The organism is Deinococcus aquaedulcis (genome assembly GCF_019693445.1).
Lineage (GTDB): Bacteria > Deinococcota > Deinococci > Deinococcales > Deinococcaceae > Deinococcus > Deinococcus aquaedulcis.
On sequence record NZ_JAHRBL010000006.1, the window covers coordinates 15163 to 35306 of the forward strand.

15 protein-coding genes are annotated in these 20144 nt (G+C 67.2%); 9 read left to right on the forward strand and 6 right to left on the reverse strand.

The features are described from left to right. Positions 1-13 precede the first annotated feature (13 nt). Entirely contained in the window at positions 14-1420 is a 1407-nt protein-coding gene (locus KMW22_RS09255; RefSeq protein ID WP_221089763.1) for an ABC transporter permease subunit, read from the forward strand. Then, positions 1417-2808: a sugar ABC transporter permease gene (locus KMW22_RS09260; protein ID WP_221089764.1), complete on the forward strand. Its 1392-nt coding sequence runs from the start codon at positions 1417-1419 to the stop codon at positions 2806-2808. Before KMW22_RS09255 ends, KMW22_RS09260 begins: the two co-directional genes overlap by 4 nt. A 304-nt stretch (positions 2809-3112) precedes the next feature. Here KMW22_RS09260 and pckA read toward each other — a convergent pair whose 3' ends face one another. Continuing rightward, a complete protein-coding gene (gene pckA, locus KMW22_RS09265; RefSeq protein WP_221089765.1) occupies positions 3113-4696 on the reverse strand; it encodes a phosphoenolpyruvate carboxykinase (ATP) in 1584 nt (527 codons plus the stop codon). Positions 4697-5167: 471 nt separating this feature from the next. Next, positions 5168-6316, reverse strand: a complete 1149-nt coding sequence (locus tag KMW22_RS09270; RefSeq protein ID WP_221089766.1) for an alginate biosynthesis protein AlgP — start codon at positions 6314-6316, stop codon at positions 5168-5170. 361 nt (positions 6317-6677) lie between these two features. Between KMW22_RS09270 and KMW22_RS09275 the strand changes: the two genes are divergently transcribed. Continuing rightward, complete coding sequence (locus tag KMW22_RS09275) at positions 6678-8348, forward strand: DNA repair protein RecN (protein WP_328774647.1); 1671 nt, start codon at positions 6678-6680, stop codon at positions 8346-8348. A gap of 75 nt (positions 8349-8423) precedes the next feature. Continuing rightward, entirely contained in the window at positions 8424-9491 is a 1068-nt protein-coding gene (locus KMW22_RS09280; protein ID WP_221089768.1) for a protease complex subunit PrcB family protein, read from the forward strand. A 434-nt stretch (positions 9492-9925) separates the two neighbouring features. On the opposite strand, the gene KMW22_RS09285 is transcribed toward KMW22_RS09280, so the two are convergent. Continuing rightward, complete coding sequence (locus KMW22_RS09285; protein WP_221089769.1) at positions 9926-11026, reverse strand: BMP family lipoprotein; 1101 nt, start codon at positions 11024-11026, stop codon at positions 9926-9928. Positions 11027-11379: 353 nt separating this feature from the next. On the opposite strand from KMW22_RS09285, the gene ligA reads away from it, so the two are divergent. From ligA to KMW22_RS09310, 5 genes are all read left to right on the forward strand, one after another. Then, positions 11380-13425 (forward strand): NAD-dependent DNA ligase LigA, encoded by a 2046-nt coding sequence (gene ligA / locus KMW22_RS09290; RefSeq protein ID WP_221089770.1) that lies wholly within the window; start codon positions 11380-11382, stop codon positions 13423-13425. A 162-nt stretch (positions 13426-13587) separates the two neighbouring features. Then, on the forward strand, positions 13588-13938 hold the full coding sequence (locus KMW22_RS09295) for an Asp23/Gls24 family envelope stress response protein (protein ID WP_221089771.1): 351 nt from the start codon (positions 13588-13590) through the stop codon (positions 13936-13938). Continuing rightward, the gene (nusB, locus tag KMW22_RS09300) at positions 13935-14462 is read left to right on the forward strand and encodes a transcription antitermination factor NusB (RefSeq protein WP_221089772.1); all 528 of its coding nucleotides are present in this window, start codon (positions 13935-13937) and stop codon (positions 14460-14462) included. The genes KMW22_RS09295 and nusB overlap by 4 nt, the downstream gene beginning before the upstream one ends. Beyond that, a complete protein-coding gene (gene folD, locus KMW22_RS09305; protein ID WP_221089773.1) occupies positions 14459-15367 on the forward strand; it encodes a bifunctional methylenetetrahydrofolate dehydrogenase/methenyltetrahydrofolate cyclohydrolase FolD in 909 nt (302 codons plus the stop codon). Before nusB ends, folD begins: the two co-directional genes overlap by 4 nt. After that, positions 15351-15812 (forward strand): divergent PAP2 family protein, encoded by a 462-nt coding sequence (locus tag KMW22_RS09310; RefSeq protein WP_221089774.1) that lies wholly within the window; start codon positions 15351-15353, stop codon positions 15810-15812. Before folD ends, KMW22_RS09310 begins: the two co-directional genes overlap by 17 nt. 72 nt (positions 15813-15884) lie before the next feature. Here the strand turns inward: KMW22_RS09310 and KMW22_RS09315 are convergent, their stop codons facing one another. The 3 genes from KMW22_RS09315 to KMW22_RS09325 form a co-directional block, all read right to left on the reverse strand. Further along, complete coding sequence (locus KMW22_RS09315) at positions 15885-16268, reverse strand: NADH-quinone oxidoreductase subunit 15 (protein ID WP_221089775.1); 384 nt, start codon at positions 16266-16268, stop codon at positions 15885-15887. A 325-nt stretch (positions 16269-16593) separates the two neighbouring features. Further along, positions 16594-17661, reverse strand: a complete 1068-nt coding sequence (locus tag KMW22_RS09320; protein ID WP_221089776.1) for an aldose epimerase family protein — start codon at positions 17659-17661, stop codon at positions 16594-16596. 103 nt (positions 17662-17764) lie between these two features. After that, positions 17765-19579, reverse strand: coding sequence for a glycoside hydrolase family 2 protein (locus KMW22_RS09325; protein WP_221089777.1), 1815 nt, complete (start codon positions 19577-19579; stop codon positions 17765-17767). Between the last annotated feature and the right edge of the window lie 565 nt (positions 19580-20144).

The following is a 20144-nucleotide window of genomic DNA, read 5'->3' on the forward strand; positions in this document are numbered from 1 at the left end:
GTCTTTACCGTTCATGACCACAACGCTGTCTGCCCGCGCGCCCCGGCGCGCCGCCCCGGCCCCGCAAGGCACGCGCGGCTTTCTTCTGGCTGTGCTGATTCTGGCGGCCCTGCTGGGCGCCAGTGCGCTGCTCGGCTGGCTGCTTTCGCTGCTGACGGCCCAGGTGGTCCCTGGCGCCCCCGCCTACCTGATTCTGGTGTGGTCGCTGCTGGCCCTGGTGGTGCTCGCGCCGCTGACCTACAACACCTTTCCCTGGATTGGCTCGTGGTTTTACCTGCTGCCGGCGCTGGTCTTCGTGCTGGCCTTTACGGTCTTCCCGGTCATTCTGACCATCAATTACGCCTTTACCAACTACAGTGGCCAGAACAGCGGCAGCCCCGACAGCGCGGCGCGCACGGCGGCCACCCTCAGTGCCGACCGCCGCGTGCTGACACTTCCGGAGCTGGGCGAGGAGACAGCCGCGCAGTTCCTGAGATGTAAGGCCCCCACCTGCGCCGGAGACACCGTTGTGCTTTACGACGAGGAAGCCTCGACCCCTGTGCGTCAGAAAGTCGCCAGTGTGGAGGGCAACCGCGTGACCCTCAGCGCCCCCGTGGCCGAGACCCTGGCCGTGACCGAGGCCACCCGCATCAACCGCTACGGGTACGTGGGGCTGGCCAACTTCCAGGAGATTTTCAGCAAGGCCAGTCGCGCCCTGTGGCCAGTGTTCCTGTGGACGGTGGTGTTCGCCTTCAGCACGGTGGTGATCAACGCGCTGGCCGGCCTGATTCTGGGCATCCTGCTGTACAACAAGAACCTCAAGGGCCGCAATATCTACCGCACGCTGCTGTTCCTGCCGTGGGCCATTCCAGCGGTGATCAGCGTGCAGATGTGGGTGGCGCTGTTCAACCAGCAGTTCGGCATTGTGAACAAGTCGCTGGGCCTCCTGGGCATCGTGGCCATTCCCTGGCTGAACGATCCGCTGTGGGCCAAGATCAGCATTCTGCTGGTGAACCTGTGGCTGGGCTTTCCCTACATGATGACTGCCACCATCAGCGCCCTGAGCACCATCAACGACGACCTGTACGAGGCCGCCAGCATTGACGGTGCCAGCCGCTGGCAGCAGATCACCGGCATCACCCTGCCGCTGCTGCGCACCTCGTTCACGCCGATTTTGCTCTCGGGCTTTGCCTTTAACTTCAACAACTTCGGCATTATTTACCTGCTCACGGCGGGCGGCCCCGCACAGGAAGGCCGCGAAAGCACCGCCCAGAGCACCGACATCCTGCTCTCGTGGGGTTACAACACCGCCTTCGTATCCAGCGGCGGCCAGAACTTCGCCCTGGCCAGCGCCATCGCCCTGATCATCTTCTTCCTGACCCTGGCGATCAGTGTGGTGAACTTCAAGGCCGCTGGGGTGTTCGAGGAGGCCCGCAAATGACCTCTGTGCCTGGTCCCTCTTCTTCAGGCCCGTCCTCGCTGCCGCCGGGCGGTTACGTGCACCGCGAGCCGGGGCCCCTGCGCCGCGCGCTGCCCTGGCTGGTGCTGGCCGCCATCCTGCTGGGCCTGGGGTACCTGGGCTCTGTTCTGGTCGAGAGCCTGCAGGACAAGCAAAAAAGCTTCTCCATTTACTTCGTGGAGCGCGGGTGGGTGCGTTTCCTGCTGTTCCTGCTGGCGGCCACTGGTCTGCTGGCCCTGACCAGTTTTATTGGGCAACGCCTGGGCATGGCGCGCACCGGGCGCCGCATTAGCTACTGGGGCGTGCTGGGCACGCAGCTGACCCACCTCTTCCTGATGCTGGTGGTGCTGGTGGCCATCTACCCCCTGGTGTACGTGTTAATCGCCGCCTTCGATCCGCGCAACAGCCTCTTTGCCTTCCCGGACTTCGAAAACCCCAACATCCTGTACCGCTCGGGCCTGCTGCCCAACCTGCAGGTGCTGAGCTACGAGAACTTCCGCAAGCTGTTTGAAGGCTTCACCGTGCCGCTGTGGCAACTGGTGCTGGCCGTGCTGGGCGGGGCGGCCGGCGCCGCGCTGCTGCTGATGAAAGGCGTAAGCAAGCTGTCCGGCCGCCCCGAGGGCCTGCGCACGCCTATGCGCTGGGCCGGCTGGCTGCTGCTGGGCGCCCTGGCCCTGATCGTGGTGTTCATGACCCCGGCGCAGTTCACCGGTGAGACCAACGAGAGCAAGTTCGTGCTCTCGGTGCGCAACACGCTGCTGGTGTCGGGGATTACGGGCCTCATGGCGATCATCCTGTCCACCACGGCGGGCTACGCCATGGCCCGGCTGCGCTTCGCCGGCCGCTTTCAGACGCTGCTGTTTTTCATCTTCATCCAGATGTTCCCGGTGTTCTTGGCGCTGGTGGCGGTGTACAAGATGCTCACCGACCTGGGACTGGCGAACACCTTCACAGGCCTGATCCTGGCGTATTCCGGCGGTGCCATTGCCTTTAACACCTGGATTTTCAAAGGCTACGTGGAGAGCCTGCCCGAATCGCTGGAGGAAGCCGCGATGGTGGACGGCGCCACCCGCTGGCAGACCTTCCTGCGCGTGGTGCTGCCGCTCTCGGGCGGAATGATGGTGTTCATCTTCCTGAACCAGTTCATTGGCACCTACGCCGAGTTCATCCTGGCGAACGTGCTGCTCACTGGCGTGGAGCAGTGGACGGTGGGCGTGATGCTGCGCTCGTTCACCACCGGGCAATTCAGCACCAAGTGGGGCGTGTTCGCGGCTGCCGCCACGCTGGGCGCCCTGCCGATCATTGCGCTGTTCTACGCCTTCCAGAACTTCTTCGTGGGCGGCGCTGTGGCAGGCGGTGTGAAAGAGTAAGGCACAACTCGACGGCGCGCGTTGGCACAGGCCAGCGCGCGCTTTTTATTGGAGGTTCGCGAAAGGCTCCTCTCTCTGTAGATCGTCACTCCAGCACCGCTCTCTGGGACGTCCAGAGGTCGAAAGCCGGGCTCTGTCTTCTCTTGACTCCCCGCTGGAGCGCTTGCCAGGAGCAAGGCGAAGGCAGCTGCACGAGGAGGTGCTATCGGTCAGGTTGGGCACCCTGCATAGCTTCCCACCACCGAGGTTTCTGGACAACCGAAGGCGCCCGCATCAGCTGTGCGGGCGCCTTTTTTTCTTCTCCTTACGCGTCGGGGTTGGGCATGCTGGCGGTCACCGCCGGGTTCACGCCATCTTCAAAGCGCCCAAAGTTCTCGCGGAACATGCGTGCCAGCTTGCAGGCGGTCTCGTCGTAGGCCGCCTGATCGCTCCAGGCCTCGCGGGGATTCAGCACGGCGGCGGGCACGCCCGGCACCTCGGTAGGAATCTCCAGACCGAAGAAAGGCTCTTTCTCAAAGGCCACGTGGTCCAGTGCCCCGGACAGCGCCGCACTCAGCATGGCGCGGGTGTGGGCAATGCTCATGCGCTTGCCGGTGCCGTACTTGCCGCCGGTCCAGCCGGTGTTCACCAGCCACACGCGGGCGCCGCTCTCCTGCACCTTCTGGGCCAGCAGACGGGCGTACTCGCCGGGGTGGCGGGGCATGAAGGGCGCGCCGAAGCAGGTGCTGAAGGTGGGGCTGGGCTCGGTCACGCCGTCTTCGGTGCCGGGAATCTTGGCAGTAAAGCCGCTGATGAACTGGTACATCGTCTGTTCCGGGCTCAGGCGCGAGATGGGCGGCAGCACCCCGTAGGCGTCGGCGGTCAGGAACACGATGTTCTTGGGGTGGCCGGCAATGCTGCCGGGTTGCACGTTGGCAATCTGGTCAATGGGGTAGGCGCTGCGGGTGTTCTCGGTCAGGCTGCCGTCGTTCAGGTCGGGCAGGCCGCTGCCGTCCAGCACCACGTTTTCCAGCACCGTGCCGTAGGTGCGCGTGGTCTGGTAGATGGCCGGCTCGGCCTCGGCGTTCAGGTTAATGACTTTGGCGTAGCAGCCGCCCTCAAAGTTGAAGATGCCGGTGTCGGTCCAGCCGTGCTCGTCGTCGCCAATCAGCTTGCGGCTGGGGTCGGCCGAGAGGGTGGTCTTGCCGGTGCCGCTGAGGCCGAAAAACAGCGCCACATCGCCGTCTGCCCCCACATTGGCCGAGCAGTGCATGGGCATCACGCCCTGGGCCGGCAGCAGGTAGTTCAGCACGCCGAAAATGCCCTTCTTGTTCTCGCCCGCGTACTGGGTGCCGCCCGCAATGATCATCTTGCGCGTGAAATTCACGATGATGAAGGTGTTGCTGCGGGTGCCGTCGGTGGCCGGGTCAGCCTTGAACGACGGGATATTCAGCACCGTCCAGTCCTCGTGGAAGTTCGCCCGCTCTGCCTCGCTGGGCCGCACGAACATGTTGCGGATAAACAGCGAGTGGTAGGCCATCTCGGTGACCATACGGCAGCCGATACGGTAGCGGGGGTCAGTCCCCGCGTACACCTGCTGCACAAACAGTTCCTTATCGGCCGCGTAGCGGGTCATCTTCTCCAGCAGGCGGTCAAACACGTCTGCGCCAATGGGAGTGTTAAAGCCGCCCCACCACACCGTGTCCCGCGTTTGCTCGTCTTCCACGATGAAACGGTCCTTGGGGCTGCGGCCCGTTTTGTTCGTGCGCACGGTCAGCGGCCCGCAGGCGGCCTGCACGCCTTCGCCCAGACGAATGGCGTGGGCATACAGCTCGTCCACGCCAGGATTCAGATGCACCGTTGTTTTGATGCCGAGATCGGCCAGGGGATTGGGGGCGGTCAGGCTCATGGAAACCTCCGGGAGTGGGGACACTGCAGCCCTGCAGTGGAAATGACGAACAGAGTTCGTGTACGGAATGACCCTGGAATTGTCGCCTGTGAAGCGGTTCCATGCCAACTTTAGTGGTGTCACGCCTGGGGAAACAACAGTTAGAAAAAATGGATTTGGCCGCCAACTTGGCGGGTGAACAGCACCTTAGAATCCATCCAGCTGTTTGGTAAGCCAAACGGGCGTTCGTTTGCCACACGCCAAACGACCGGCCATTTATGCTGGACGCATCGTTCTGGCCGGTCTGTTGTGTCTGTCGCCCTTTCAACGCTGCGAAGAAGGGGAACAGTCAAATCAGGTCGCTGAGCGGGAAGAGTGCCGAGGACAACGTTCGGTTTGGAGTTCGCCAGCTCACTCCTGATAAGGCCGCACGCCAAAAAAGTGTGAGGGCCCTCACCGGCCCCCACACTTCTGGCAAATATCCCGCTGGGTTCAGTTGGTCGCGCCCGCCGACTTGCCACCCTTGGTATCCGCCTTCGGAGCGTCGCTCTTGGCCTTGGCGGCTTCCGCGTTCGGGTCGGTGACCTTGGCCTCGGTCTTTTCCGTTTCGGCGGCCGTCTTGGCGGCAGCGGGCGAGTCCGGGGCCACGGCGCCGCCCCAGGTGGCGCCCGTGGTGGCCGCCTGGGTGGGGCGCGCCGCACCGGGGGCCGGGGTGGCCTTTTCTTCCTCAATGCGTTCCAACCACATGGTGCCAATCAGGTTGCGGGCGTTGCGGCCGGCCTGGCGCAGCGACTGCGCGGCTTCGGGGCTGTAGCCCTCCACCGCGTTCAGAATGCCCTGGCGGGCAGCCGGGACGCGGGCCAGCACCACGGCACCCGTGCCCAGCAACACCAGGGCCGTCACGCCGCCGCCCAGCCCCGAGCCGCGCTTGTCGTCGCGGCGGGCGCGCTGGCGCTGTTTCTCCAGCAGGCGCAGCTCGCGCGTCAGCTGTTTTTCCAGCGGGGCCAGGCGCTTGGCCACGGCTTTTTCCAGCTGGTGGGCCTTCAGGGCCTTCTTGCCGCCTTGCAGGTCGCGCATGGCCTCGCGGCGGGCCTGGCGCAGCGTGCGCTCGGCGCGGCGTTTGCGGGCCTCGTGGCCGTCGGCGGCCTCGTGCAGCACATGGCCCACGCGGTCGTGCACGCTGGCCAACAGTTCGCGCCCGGCACCCTGGGCATCGGCCACGGTATGGCCCACGCCGGCCTGCGCCACATGCAGCACCTGCTTGGCACGCTCGCCGCCGCGCGCAGCGACATGGGCGGTGGCCTGCCCGGCCTCGCCCGCAAGGTGCAGGGCGCGCTCCTGGGCCTGCCCCACCAGCTCACCCGCCACGTGCGCCACCTGGCTCAGCAGGGCGCCCGCCTTGGGCACGCCTTCCTCGCGCAGCGTGGACGCCGTGTGCACCGCCACTTCCTTGGCCGAGTGCGCCGCGCCCAGCAGGGCGGGGGCCAGGGTATCCGTCACCGTGCCCTGGGTGCCACTCCAGGCCGAGCGGCTGCCGTGCACCAGTGCGCGGCGGGTGTCCTTGTTCAGGGCCAGGGCGGCCAGGCCCCCCAGCAGCAGCAGGCTGCGCTTGCTCACGCCGCCCGTGGATTCATTGGTCATGGCTGACTCTCCTTTGTTCACTGGTGGCGCCTGCTTCCGGCCCGCGCCTGTCTGGCCCAGGGGAACGCCACCCACGGCCGTCATTGTGGCCGTCCCAGGCCCTGCAGAACGTGGGGAGACTGTAACGGCAATTTCATGTTTGAAGACGGGTGGGAAAACGCCGGCATAGGGGGCGGATGTGTGGCCCACGAGAGGACGCCCAGAGCGGGGAAGAAGAGGCGGCAACAGAGGGGGCTCCCCAAGAAAGCAAGGAACATTCGGTGCCTGTCGGGAAATGACTGCTGCTCCACTCGTCTCACCGGGCGCCGGGTGGAAACCGCGTCGCATTCGGGGCATCTGTGTTGGGGGTAGACTCGGGGGCGTGACCCGAAAGGCCCGCGCGCGCGCAGCAGATTCATCGGCCGTGGCCCCAGCGCCCCAGGCGCCGGCCCCGGCTGGCCCGCCCCCCCTCACCCGCCTGGAGGTGCGGCACCTCGCCACTATTGAGGCGCTGAGCCTGGATTTCGGCGCCGGCCTCAGTGTCTTTACTGGCGAAACAGGTGCGGGCAAGAGCATCATCGTGGACGCCCTGGGTCTGTTGCTGGGGTCGCGCGCCAACACCGACCTGATCCGCAGCGGCGAAACCGACCTGCTGGTCACGGGCTTCTGGGCCGACGACGTGGCCAGCCGCCGCGTGACCACCCAGGGCCGCAGCACCGCGCGGCTGGACGGCGAGGTGGTCAGCCTGCGCGAACTGCAGGACTGGGCCGCCCGGCGCCTCACCATTCACTGGCAGCACAGCGCGGTGAGCCTGCTGACCCCCGCCAACCAGCGCGCCCTGCTGGACCGGCAACTGCCGAAAGAGACCGCCGCCTACGCCAGCGCCTACCGCGCCTGGACGGAAGCCCGCGAGCGCCTGGACGCCCTGCGCACCAGCGAGCGCGAGCGCGCCCGGCAGCTGGACCTGCTGGGTTTTCAGGCCAAAGAGATTGCCGACCTGGGCCCCCAGCCCGGCGAGGAAGAGCCCCTGCAGGCCGACCTGACCCGGCTGGCCAACCTGGACACCATTGCCCAGAGTGCCGCCGCCGCCCTGAACCTGCTGAGCGACGGCGACGAGAACGCGCTGGGCTTTCTGAACGAGGCCGCGCGCGCCCTGAACGCCAGTGCCCGCTACGACGACACCAGTGCCCAGTTGCAGCGCGAACTGAAAGAAGCCTTGGACAGCATTCAGGCCGTGGTGGGCGAACTGCGCGGCGTGGCCGAGGATCAGGCCCCCGACCCCGAGGAACTGGCCCGGGTGGAAGCCCGCTTAGGCGCACTGGGCAAGCTGCGCGCCAAGTACGGCCCCACCCTGGATGACGTGGTGGCCTTTCACGCCCAGGTGGAAGAGGAACTGGCCGCCCTGCAGCGCGACGAGCAGGACGCCGGCACCCTGGACGCCGAGGTGGAGCGCCTGTTCAGCGAAGTGCGCCGCGCCGGACAGGCCCTGGACGACGCCCGCGCCGAGCATGCCCTCCCGCTGGCCGAGGCCCTGCTGGCCGTGATCCGGCAACTGGGGATGCCGCACGCCCGGCTGGCCTTTCACCTCGCGCCGCTGCCCGAGCCAGCCGGGTATGGCCTGAGCGACGTGGCCCTGCACTTCACCGCCAACCCCGGCGAGGAACTGGCCCCCCTGGCCGACGTGGCCTCGGGCGGCGAACTCTCGCGCGTGATGCTGGCCATCAGCACGGTCCTGGGGGCCGACACGCCCGCTGTGGTGTTCGACGAGGTGGACGCCGGGATTGGCGGCAGCGCCGCGCACGCAGTGGCTGCGCAGTTGCGGACGCTGGCGGCGTCGCGGCAGGTGCTGGTGGTGACCCACCTGGCCCAGATTGCCGCGCAGGCCCACCACCATTACAAGGTGGAAAAGAGCGTGGAAGGTGGACGCACCGTCAGCCGTGTGCGCCTGCTGGACGAGGCCGAACGCCTGGAAGAAATTGCGCGGATGCTCAGTGGCAACACCAGCGAAGCGGCCCTGCAGCATGCCCGCGAACTGCTGAGCGCCCCGGCCTGAGCGGCGCGCGTTCCTCTGCATTGGGTCAAGGCCCCCTTCAGTCCCCGGTCAGACGGGCTCCATAAGCTGGGCGGCATGAAGCGAATTCTCCCCGTCGTCCTGCCCCTGACCGCAGGACTTCTGAGCGCCTGCACCATGACTGGCCCCGGCAACCTGCGGGTGCACGAAGCGCTGCTGTACGGCGGCACCCAGGAGCGCGTGGTGTGGGTGTACGGCACCGCCCAGGGCGGCCAGAGCAGCGTCAAGATTGGCAATACCCCGGTGGATCTGCGTGCCCAGGGGAGCGGGAACCTGGCCCTTAGCGGCACCCTCAGCGTGAATGGCGGCGCCACCTACCGCCTGCCCACCACGCCTATGGCCCAGAAACTGAGTGTGACGCGCGCGGCCAGCGGCCTCTTTATGGTCAGCCCGCAGCCCGGCGCGGCCCTCAGCGCCGTGTATTACACCGATGGCCGCACCTGGACCAAGCTGGCCGGTGTGCAGGGCACCGTGGCCGGCACCCCCGTGGATGGCCTGGCCGGCGCCGGGCGCCTGACCGCCGACGAGGCCCGCGCCCTGGGCCGCGAACTGCTGAATCAGGGCCCGCTGGCCGTGGCCGTGCTGGACGAGCGTAGCCTCCCCGACGCCCCCCTGACCATTGAGCCTGCGCCCAGCGAATACCTGCGCACCGGGCTGTACATTCTGCCGAATGTGCCCCAGGCCAGCACCCCCACCTCGCCCACCCCAGGCACCCCCACAGGAGGCGCGCGCGTGACCTTTACCGAAGTCGCCAGTGGCACCAACGCGACCGCCACCGCCTTCAGTGCCCAGCTGGCGACCACCAGCGCAGCGGCCCTGAATCTGTACGCCCAGGCCTACGGCCGCCAGACCGGCGCGCCCACCCCACCCAGCATCAGCGGCAATACCCTGGTGGGCGTGTTCCTGGGCCAGCGTCCCACAGGCGGCTACACCGTGAAGGTGACGGGCGTGGCGGCCAGTGGCGGCACCCTCACCGTGACCGTGCGGGTGACGGCCCCCAGCGGTTTTGCCACCCAGGCCATTACCAGCCCCTGGACGATTGTGCGCGTGCCGGGCACGTATAGCCGCGTGACCGTGGTAGATGAGCAGGGTCAGCCGCTCCAGGGCGGTGGCGAGAGCCGCTAAAAGGCATAAACGAAAGCGCCGGACCCTCTCGTCCGGCGCTTTCGTTTGCGGCAGGGGGCAAATGGTGGCCACGGTAGAGCGTGGGTGATCCACGGCTCAGGAAGGAAACGGGCTCTGCTTGGTTGGGGATGGGAGTGGCCATCCCCCTGCTCCGGCCTCCTTGGCGCACGGGTACAGGAAGAGCGAGGCCGAGCTCACATGACGCAGCCAAGGCGGGTGGATTGGCGCCCAGCCCAAAGCGAAAGAGCGGCGGCACCAGGAAAAGCAGCCTTGTTGTGGGCAGCTTGATCAAGTCCTTGCGAACGCAAGCTCGCCTTTGCCCATCTGTCCCTCCCTGCTGCATCTACGAAGGCCAGACCAACAGCAACCCCTTCTCTCCCTCCCCAACGCAAACAGCGCGCCCACATGGAGCGCGCTGCACAGAGAGGTGAGATTTAGCGGGTGGTGGGAACCTTGATGGCGCCGCTGATGATCTTGGCCTTCACGGCTTCCACGCGGGCCACCTGGGCGCTGGTGATCAGCACGCGGTTGTACTGGTCCACGGCGTAACCCACGCCGCCTTCGCGCAGGCCGAAGCGGCGCTCGCCACCCTTGAACTTGCCTTCCTTCACGTCGCGGATCAGGGCGTACACGGCGTTGTCCACACGCTTGAGCATGCTGGTCAGGCCGTGGTTCATGGTGGCGGGGTTGTTGTCGTAGTCGCCCTGGGGGTTCTGGTTCTTGTCCACGCCGATGAAGAACATGGGGCGGGTGTTGCCAGCGCAGGCGCGGGTGTAGCTGGCGCTCTTCTTGATGTTGGCGAAGTTGTTGGTGTTGAACTTCACGCCAGCAGGCAGCTGGCTGGCCTTGAGGCACTGGGTCTGCTTGATGTAGTCAATGACGCCGTTGCCCGAGCCACCGGCCGCCGCGAAGATGATGTCCACGCCCTTGGCGCGCATGCTGCCGGCGATTTCCTTGGCCTTGGCGGGGTTGTTCCAGGCTTCGGGGGTGGTGCCCACGTACTGCGCAATGACGCGGGCCTTGGGGTTGGCGGCCCGGACGCCTGCCTTGAAGCCGGCTTCAAACTTGTGGATCAGGGGGATGTCCATGCCGCCCACGAAGCCCACCACGCCCGTGGAGGAGTTCATGCCGGCGATGTAGCCCACGAGGTAGCTGCCCTGCTCTTCAGCGAAGATCAGGCTGGCGACGTTCTTCTGCTGCGAAACGTCGTCCACCAGACCGAAGTACAGGTCGGGGTTTTCCTTGGCCACCTGCGAGATGCTGGCGTTGTTGGCAAAGCCCACGCCGATGGTCAGGTCAAAGCCCTGGTTGGCGAACTCGCGGATGCCCTGCACGGTCTGGCTGGGGTCGCTGGGCTCGAAGTCCTTGGTCTGGATGCCAAAGGCCTTGACGGCGCGCTGGCTGCCTTCGTAGGCGCTCTGGTTAAAGCTCTTGTCGAATTTGCCGCCGGCGTCGTAGGCGAGGCCAACGCGCACGGTCTGGGCAGAGGCGACCGAGACGGTCAGGGCAAGGGCGATGGTCAGCATTTTTTTCATTGAGCTTCCTCCGAAGAGTGGGATGTGGGATGTGGATGCTTGAACAGAGTATACGGAAATCCCAAGGTGTCTAGACCCTGTGGGGGGTCACATTGACCTGACGGAGATGAGGGATTGGGTATGAGCACTGTTCAGGGCATCTTCACGCTTGGATTCTCACCGGAGTCTGACAGGGCGCAGGGTTGAGGGCGGGGGGGCAGGTAGCTCCACCCCAGGAGAACCGGGCGGTGGCCAACAGCGAGGGAGTACAGAGGCCAGCGGTCAGCCGTTCCTGCCGCCATCCCTCGACTTCTCGACCCCTTGACTCCTCGACCTTCCCCGCCCCCGCCTGCACGCGCCGTATCCTGGCCCCCATGAGCCAGGCCGCGTTCGACCACTACCTCGCCCTGAGCGCCGAGGTCGCCCGTCACAACCGCGCGTACCACGAACTGGACGCCCCGCTGATCCCCGACGCCGAATACGACGCCCTGGTGCGCGAGCTGCGGACCCTGGAAGCCGAGCACCCCGACTGGGCCGAGCAGGCGGCGGCCCTGGGCGGTGGGGTCAGCCCGGCGCAGGCGGTGGGCGGCGCGCCCAGCAGCGCCTTTGTGCCAGTGAACCACCCCACGCCCATGACCAGCCTGGACAACGTGTTCAGCGACGAGGAACTGAACGACTGGCGCGAGAAGCTGGCCCGCGCCCTGAACCTGCCCCCCGAGCACGACGACTTCAGCTTTACCGGCGAGCTGAAAATTGACGGCCTGAGCGTGAACCTGTACTACGTGGACGGCGAACTGCAGTGGGCCGCCACGCGCGGCAACGGCGTGACCGGCGAAATCGTGACCGCTCAGGTGCAGACCGTGTCTGGCATCCCGGCGCGTCTGGAAGGGCTGCGCGGTGAACTGGAGGTGCGCGGCGAGGTGTACATGAGCCGCGCCGACTTTGCCGCCTTCAATGCCCAGGCCGAAGAACTGGGCACCCCACTGCTGAAAAACCCCCGCAACGGCGCGGCCGGCGCCCTGCGGCAGAAGGACCCGGAGGTGACGCGCACCCGTAACCTCAAGGCCATCTTCTACGCCCTGGGCAAGCGCGACGGCGTGCCCGCCACCACCCAGGGCGAGGTGCTGGACTGGCTGGCCGCCCAGGGCTTTCCGGTCAGCCGTCATACGGAGCGCCTGCAGGGCCTCCAGGCGGCGGCCGACTACCACGCCCGCATGATCGCCGGGCGCCAGGACTTTGAATTCGACGCCGACGGCACCGTGATCAAACTGGATCCCCTGCGGCTGCAGGAGGAAGCGGGCTTTACCAGCCGCGCGCCGCGCTGGGCCATTGCTTACAAGTTCCCGGTGGAAGAGGTGGAAACGGTGCTGGAGAGCATCACCGTGAACGTGGGGCGCACCGGCAAACTGGCGCCGCTGGCCCACCTGCAGCCCCGGCTGATTGAGGGCAGTACCGTCAGCAAGGCCACGCTGCACAACGAGGATTACATTCGGGGGCTGGACCTGCGCATTGGCGACACCGTGGTGGTGCGCAAATCTGGCGGCGTGATTCCGCAGATCATGCGCGTGGTGCTGGACAAGCGCCCCCAGGGGGCTGTGCCCTTTGAATTCCCCATCCACTGCCCAGAGTGCGGCCACCCCGCCGTGCGCCACGAGGACGACGCCAACACCTACTGCGAGAACCCTGCCTGCCCGGCGCAGCAGTACCGGATGATTCAGTATTTCGTCTCGCGCGGGGCGATGGATATTCAGGGCATTGGCGAGAAACTGATTGCCCAGCTGCTGGAAACCGGGCTGGTGAAGGACGCTGCCGACCTGTACAGCCTCAAGGCTGAGCAGCTGGCGGGCCTGGAACGCGGCGGCGAGAAAAAGGCGCAGAACATCCTGGGCCAGCTGGAGGCCAGCAAGACGCAGCCGCTGTGGCGCCTGATCAACGCGCTGGGCCTGCCGCATGTGGGCGAGCGCAACGCGCAGGTACTGGCCCGTCATTTCGGCAGTCTGGACGCCCTGATGAACGCTACCCCCGAGCAGATTGAGGCGGTGCCGGGCCTGGGCAAGGTGATTGGCGCGGCGGTGGCCGTCACCCTGAAAGAAGAGGGCACCGTGCGCCTGCTGACCAAGCTGCGCGCGGCGGGCATCAATCCCCAGGGCGAAACAGAGGCGCGCGGCGAGCAATTGCGAGGGTTGAACTTTGTGATCACTGGCACCCTGGGCCGCCCCCGCGACGCCATCAAGGCCCAGCTGGAAGCCGCTGGGGGCCGCGTGACCGGCTCGGTGACGGGCAAGACGAACTACCTGATTGCCGGCGAGGAGGCGGGCAGCAAGCTGGCGCGCGCCCAGGAACTGGGCGTCACCGTGCTGGACGAAGCCGGGCTGGCCGCGCTGCTGGCCGAGAAGGGGGTCACGCCGGCGCAGGGGTAAGCGCGCCAGAACGTGCGCCAGGGGCCGGGCACCGCCCAGCAGCGCCCGCTGGGGTCCGGGTCGCCCGCCCTGCCCATGTGCGCAGACGGGATACACTGAAGCCTATTGGCGCGCGCCCAGGCCCGGTGCCAAGACGGGCGCGCGTGTGGAGGCAAGAGCAGCATGGCAACACCAGAAATCGAGATCAGCAAGAATGTCCTGATGGACATTGCCGTGACCACCCTGGACGGCATTGAGGGCACCGAAGTGGCCTCGGCGCCCCTGAAGATGGGCGAGGTGCTGCGCAACCAGACCCCCGGCCGCCGCCCCCGCGCCCTGCGCGTGACCCGCGAAGGACAGGACGTGACGGTGGACGTGGGCCTGAACATTGAGTTCGGCCGCAACCTCGTGGCCCTCTCCGAGCAGGTGCAGCAGGCGGTGCGGGAGAACATTGAACTGATGACGGGCCTGAAAGTGCGCGCCGTGAATGTGAGCGTGCACAACGTCTGCCTGCCCAAAGGCAGCCCCGCGTGACCCGCCGCCGCGAGAAAGCTGCCGCTCCTGTTGGCACCCGCCGCGCCGCCCGCGAATTCGCCTTCCGGGTGCTGTTCGAGGCCGACCGGGGCGACCTGCCGCTGCAGAGCGTGTTCAACCGTGCCGAGGGCGCCATGCGCGCCGGCGACGATACCTTTGCGCCGCTCAACGAGGAGGCCCTGGCCTTTGCACGCGAACTGGTGACGGGCCTGGGCACCCACCGCCCGGACATTGACGCCACGCTGCGCCGCACCATTCGCGGCTGGAGCTTTGACCAGATGGCCCAGACCGACCTGAACGTGCTGCGCCTGGCCACCTACGAGCTGCTGCACACCACTGAGCCGCACCCGCCGGTCATTGAGAGCGCGGTGCGTATTGCCCGCAAGTTCGGCGGCGACGATTCCGGGCGCTTTGTGAACGGCGTGCTGGGCGGCCTGAGCCGCAGCCTGCAGGAGCCGCGCGGCGGGGATCGCCCTGCAGTCCAGACCTCCAGCCCAGACCCCGCGCCGGAGCCGCAGGAGTGACCGCCGGCCCCGCCCGGCCCCTGCCCGGCGCGCCCGCTGCCCAGGCCCTGCTGGCCGAGGCTGCCCGGCGCGCCGCCGCCCTGGGCACCCCCCCGGGGCTGGCGCTGGTGCGGGTGGGCGACGACCCCGCCAGCGTGGCCTACGTGCGCGGCAAGGCCAAAAAAGCCGCCGAGGTGGGCCTGCGCAGCACGGTCCACGCCCTGCCCGAAGCCACCCCTCAGGCCGAGTTGCTGGCCCTAATTGCGCAGCTGAACGCCGACCCGGCCGTGCACGGCGTGCTGGTGCAGCTGCCCCTGCCTGTTCATCTGGACCCCCAGCCGGTCCTGGACGCGGTGCTGCCGGCCAAGGATGTGGACGGCCTGCACCCGGTCAGCACCGGGCACCTGTGGGCCGGGCAGCCGGGCCTGCGCCCCTGCACGCCCGCCGGGGTGATGGCGCTGCTGGCCTTTTACGGTCTGCCGGTGGCGGGGCAGCGCGCAGTGATCGTGGGCCGCAGCGCCCTGGTGGGCCGCCCGCTGGCCGCGCTGCTGCTGAACGCCAACGCCACCGTCACCCTGGCCCACAGCCGCACCCCCGACCTGGGCGCGGTGACCCGCGAGGCCGACCTGCTGATCGTGGCCGCTGGCCGCGCGCACCTGATCACCCCCGAGATGGTGCGCCCCGGCGCCACGGTGATTGACGTGGGCATTAACCGCGTACCCGATGAGGCCGGCCAGGGCCGCCTGACCGGCGACGTGCACCCCGACGTGGCGGGCGTGGCCGGGGCCCTGACCCCGGTGCCCGGCGGCGTGGGCCCCATGACGGTGGCGCAGCTGCTGATGAACACCGTGCTGGCGGCTGAAGCCCAGCAGGCCCAGAGCCCCCAGATCCAGATACCCGAGGTCAGCGGTGGACTCCTTCGCTGACCTGTTCGGCAACCGCTGGCTGTGGGTGGCGGTGCTGTCCAGCACGGGTGCCCAGGTACTGAAGGTGCTCCTGATTCTGCTAATAGAACGCCGCTGGCGCCCCGCCGCCTTCATGGAAACGGGCGGCATGCCCAGCAGCCACAGCGCCATGGTGGCGGCCCTAACCACCGGCGTGGGCATCACCGAAGGGGTGGGCAGCCCCCTGTTCGCGGCCTGCGCGGTGTTCGCCCTGATCGTCATGTACGACGCGACCGGGGTGCGCCACAGCAGCGGCCAGCAGGCCCGGCTGCTGAACGAACTGGTGGAAGAACTGCGTGCCGTGGTGCGCGAGGGCTTTGCGCCGCTGCCCCTGCGGGTGCTGCTGGGCCACACCTACCTGGAGGTGCTGGTGGGCACCCTGATTGGCGTGGGCGCCGGCTTCATCGCCTTTGCTGGGGCGGAGTAGGGCTTCAAGCATAGAAAGCGGCGGCGATCCGAGGTGTGGATCGCCGCTTGCGGTCGGTGCTCTGTATGAAAACTAGACGGCCCGCACGCCCTGCAGGGCGCCGTCCAGCAGGGTGGCCAGTCGCTCGCGGGTAAAGGAACGCTTGCCTTCCAGCAGCCCTGCGCTGCCGGCGTGCAGGTGCCAGTGCTTGCTGCCCCCCATCAGGCGCAGCGAGACGCCCTTCAGGTCGGCGTGGCGGGGGCTGACAGCCGCGATCATCAGGGGCTGGCCACCTGCGGTCACGCGCACACTCATGACGGTGGTGGGCAGATCGTACGGACGCTCCATGCGGTAGATGTAGTCCGGGAAATCCGCCACCTTCTCGAACCCCAGGCCGCGTGAAGCCGCCTCGGCCTCCAGCCAGCCGAGCAAGTCCACCCACTGCGCGTACAACGCCGAGTCGTGTGCATGTGCCATGTGGCACAAGTGTAGCGCAGCGGGGTGGAGCGTGGGGCGTCGAGCGTGGGGCGTTGAGCGTGGGCAAGACAGGACGGTGAGGAGGCTGGGCAGGGGTGAGGTGAGGCTTGGAGTGCCCACAAATTGAGGGCCCAAGGGTCACTGTCATGCCCAATGGGAACGCCCAGCTCCTCTCAAATCCCTTCTGTCTACGATTGAAGCGGCGTCGTTTTCGAGGCTTATGGGTTTACTCTGCCGCAAGGCTGGCCTGGGCGCGCCATGTGATACGAGCAAGAGTCGCGTCGCCACGTCATCTACGAACTCTGTCCGGTGGCTGGCCCTTCTCTCAATCCTGCACCGAGAAGCGGTAGACCGTCTGGCTTTCAAAGGGCTCGCCAGGGTCCAGGCGAGTGCTGGGAAAATGGGGCTGGTTGGGGCTGTCGGGGAAATGCTGGGTTTCCAGGCACACCGCCCAGCGGTGCCCGTAGCGCTGGCCGCCGCGCCCAGTGATTGTGCCGTCCAGAAAGTTGCCGCTGTACACCTGCAGGCCTGGCTGGGTGGTCTGCACCTCCAGGCGGCGGCCACTGTGCGGGTCGTGCAGGGTGGCGACGGCCTGCCCGGTGCCAGGCTGGTCCAACACGAAGTTGTGGTCCAGCCCGCCCGCAAAGGTCAGCTGCTCGTGGGGGTGCGCCAGCACGTCGCCCAGGCGCTGGGGCTGGCGCAGGTCGAAGGGTGTGCCGGCCACGGGCTGCACCTCGCCGGTGGGAATCAGGGTGGGGCCAGTCGGCGTAAAGTGGCTGGCCTGCACCTGCAGGCGGTGGTCCAGCACGTCGCGCCCGCCGCCAGCCAGATTCCAGTAGGTGTGGTTGGTGAGGTTCAGGACGGTGGGGCGGTCGGTCTGCGCGCGGTACTGGAGCCGAAGTTCGGCCGCGCTCAGCGTGTACGTGACCTCCACCTGCACCGTGCCGGGGTAGCCTTCCTCGCCCTCTGGACTGGTGCGGCGCAGGTGCAGGCTCACGAAATCGGCCCCGGTCTCTGGGGTGGCCTGCCAGAGCTGCTGGTCGAAGCCCCCCGGGCCGCCGTGCAGGGCATTGGGACCGTTGTTGCGCGCCAGGGTCACCGGCTGCCCATCCAGCACGAAGCGTCCCTCAGCAATGCGGTTGCCATACCGGCCAATCAGCGCCCCGAAGTACGGCGAGGTCTCGCGGCTCAGGTAGGGGGCCAACTCGTCGTGGCCCAGGGTCACGTCGGCCAGCGTGCCGGTCCGGTCCGGGGCCTGCAGCCCCACCAGCACGCCGCCGTAGGTCATGATCTGCGCGCGCAGGGGGGCGGCCTGCAGGGTGTACAGCGTCACGGCGGCGCCTGCTGGGGTCACGCCCCAGGGCTGGGCTTCAATGGAGGGGGTCGGCGTCATAGGGTCATCCTTCATGGAAAAAAGACGCAGGCCCTGGGGGCTGCGCCTTGGCGGACGAAGCGGGCAGGGGAGGGGGCCGTGGTGACGCCCCCCGGTCCCCAGCTTACGAGCCGAAGCTGTGCATCAGCTGCTTGGCCTGCCACTCCGGGCTGTAGCCGAAGGGATCGGGCACCTCGGCGGCGTTCACCGTGCGCGGGTCGCGCCGTCCAGCGGTGGCCCGCAGCATACGGGTGGGGTCGCCCTTGAAGCGGCGGTACTCGTCCAGCAGGCCGTTTTTCTCCTGGAAGGTGTCGGTCAGCTGGGTGTAGCAAAAGCCCGCCAGCCCCTGGCTTTCGTGCACCGCGTTCAGCAGCGATTCGTAGTGGGCGGTAAAGCTGTCGCTGTCCTGCGCGTGGCTGTAGCCCCAGCCGCCCTGATGATCCGGCATGTAGGCGATGCCGCCAAATTCGGTGAGCATCACAGGCAGGCCCCGGTCGGCCAGCGCAGGGTCCAGCAGCAGGTTGCGGCCCCCGGGCCGGGCGTGCAGCAGGGTTTCGCGGGTCTGTTCGCGGGTGCCGTAGCGCTCACGCAGTACCTCGGCCGCCGGGGTGTAGTCGTGAATGGTGAGGATGTCGGTGGTGTCGTTTTCCCAGCCGTCGTTGCCAATCACCGGGCGGGTGGGGTCCAGCGAACGGGTCAGTTCGTACAGGGCGCGCACCAGCGAGCGCGAGCGCCCGCGCCGGGTCAGGTCCGGCACGCCCCAGGACTCGTTGAAGGGCACCCAGGCCACCACGCAGGGGTGCCCCCGGTCGCGCATCACGGCTTCCATCCACTCGGCGGTCACCGACTGAATGCTGCGGTCACTCAGGCGGTAGGCGCTGGGCATTTCGGCCCACACCAGCAGGCCCAGGCGGTCGGCCCAGTACAGGTACTGCGGGTCTTCCAGCTTCTGGTGCTTGCGCACGCCGTTAAAGCCCAGGCGTTTGGTGAGTTCCACATCCGCGCGGTACTGGTCGCTGGTGGCGGTCATCAGCGATTCGGGCCAGTAGCCCTGGTCCAGCACCAGCCGCAGCGGATAGGGCGAGCCGTTCAGCAGGAAGCGGCCCTGCTCAATGGTCACCGAGCGCAGGGCGGTGTAGCCCACCACGCGGTCCAGCACCTCACCGCTGGCGCTGTCCAGCACCTCCACCAGCGCGTCAATCAGCTGGGGGTGCTCGGGGCTCCAGAGCAGGTGGCTGCGGTGGCTGTCAATGCCGCCGTCCAGCAGCGGCACCACGCGGTGCAGTTCTGTGCCCGTCAGGGTATACACGTCGTCGGCCAGCGTTTCACCGGGCACGCTGAGCAGCACGCGCACTTTCAGCCCCGGGCGGTACCCCTGCACGTTCACGCGCACATGCACGCCCCAGGTGTCCAGGTCCGGCTGGAATTCCAGGCGGTCCACAGCCGTGCCCGGCACCCGTTCCACCCACACCGTCTGCCAGATGCCCGTGGTGCGCGGATACCAGATGGAATGGGGCTCGGGCAGCCAGTCCTGCTTGCCACGCGGCTGGTCCAGCGCCAGGGGATCGTCCTCGGCGCGCACGGCCACTTCAAAGGGCTCATCGGCCACATCGGTCACGTCCACGCAGAAGGGCGTGTGACCGCCCCGGTGCTCGGCCACCTTGCGCCCGTTCACCCACACGGTCGCGTGGTAGTCCACGGCCCCAAAGTGCAGCAGGGTGCGCCCGGCCGTCCACTCGTGGGGGCAGCTGACGGTGCGGCGGTACCACACCGCGCGGCCATGGGCCTGCTGGTGAAGGCCGCTGGCCCGACTTTCGGGCGGGTAAGGCACCTCAATCTGCTGGTTGAAATCCACGCCAGCCGGGTGCCCGTGCACGGCGTGCGGGTCAAAGGCGAAGTCCCAGGCGCCGTCCAGAGACGACCACAGAGGACGCTGCATAAGCGGACGGGGGTGAACGTTTCGCATCGGGTCTCCTGAAGGGCGCCGGGGAGGCACCCGGGTAAAGCTTCGGTAAAGCCTAAGAGCAGACTTGGTATGTGTCAAGTTCCTTCACGATAAATCTAAAACCCCCAGCAGACGGTGGGTAGAAGTACGGTAAAGGGCCGCTTCTTGCTGAATTCTGTCAGCGCCCGGGTGGTCTTCCTGAGGTATTGTCATTAAAAAACTTGTGACTTACTGGCGGCTGATGGGCGCACGTTGCTGGATGAATACCTTCTCATACGGTGAAAATTCGTTTTTCCGCTCCTGGTAAGCCGAGAAGGCCAACGGTAGCGCGGGGCGCTCCGTCCTTGAGTCCCTTCCCCAAAAAGAGTGAAGATGTCTTCATCTGGTTTCATGGTTGCCAAGGTGGCAGCGTGGTAAACGCTGCATTCATCGGCAAGAAGCGGGCTCAGCCTCGCTGGCTGTCCTCATGTTGAGCCTTGGGGAAGGGTCTTGAACCCTGAAATGTCAGAAGCTTGTCAGCGGGGTTTGGGTGTTTGGTGCAGAGAACTGTGGGGTTTGT

What these genes read in the sequence shown, in the direction of transcription:
- KMW22_RS09255 (WP_221089763.1), top strand. Translation starts at nt 14, where the DNA reads ATGACCACAACGCTGTCTGCCCGCGCGCCCCGGCGCGCCGCCCCGGCC.
- KMW22_RS09260 (WP_221089764.1), top strand. Translation starts at nt 1,417, where the DNA reads ATGACCTCTGTGCCTGGTCCCTCTTCTTCAGGCCCGTCCTCGCTGCCG.
- pckA (WP_221089765.1), bottom strand. Translation starts at nt 4,696, where the DNA reads ATGAGCCTGACCGCCCCCAATCCCCTGGCCGATCTCGGCATCAAAACA.
- KMW22_RS09270 (WP_221089766.1), bottom strand. Translation starts at nt 6,316, where the DNA reads ATGACCAATGAATCCACGGGCGGCGTGAGCAAGCGCAGCCTGCTGCTG.
- KMW22_RS09280 (WP_221089768.1), top strand. Translation starts at nt 8,424, where the DNA reads ATGAAGCGAATTCTCCCCGTCGTCCTGCCCCTGACCGCAGGACTTCTG.
- KMW22_RS09285 (WP_221089769.1), bottom strand. Translation starts at nt 11,026, where the DNA reads ATGAAAAAAATGCTGACCATCGCCCTTGCCCTGACCGTCTCGGTCGCC.
- ligA (WP_221089770.1), top strand. Translation starts at nt 11,380, where the DNA reads ATGAGCCAGGCCGCGTTCGACCACTACCTCGCCCTGAGCGCCGAGGTC.
- KMW22_RS09295 (WP_221089771.1), top strand. Translation starts at nt 13,588, where the DNA reads ATGGCAACACCAGAAATCGAGATCAGCAAGAATGTCCTGATGGACATT.
- KMW22_RS09315 (WP_221089775.1), bottom strand. Translation starts at nt 16,268, where the DNA reads ATGGCACATGCACACGACTCGGCGTTGTACGCGCAGTGGGTGGACTTG.
- KMW22_RS09320 (WP_221089776.1), bottom strand. Translation starts at nt 17,661, where the DNA reads ATGACGCCGACCCCCTCCATTGAAGCCCAGCCCTGGGGCGTGACCCCA.
- KMW22_RS09325 (WP_221089777.1), bottom strand. Translation starts at nt 19,579, where the DNA reads ATGCAGCGTCCTCTGTGGTCGTCTCTGGACGGCGCCTGGGACTTCGCC.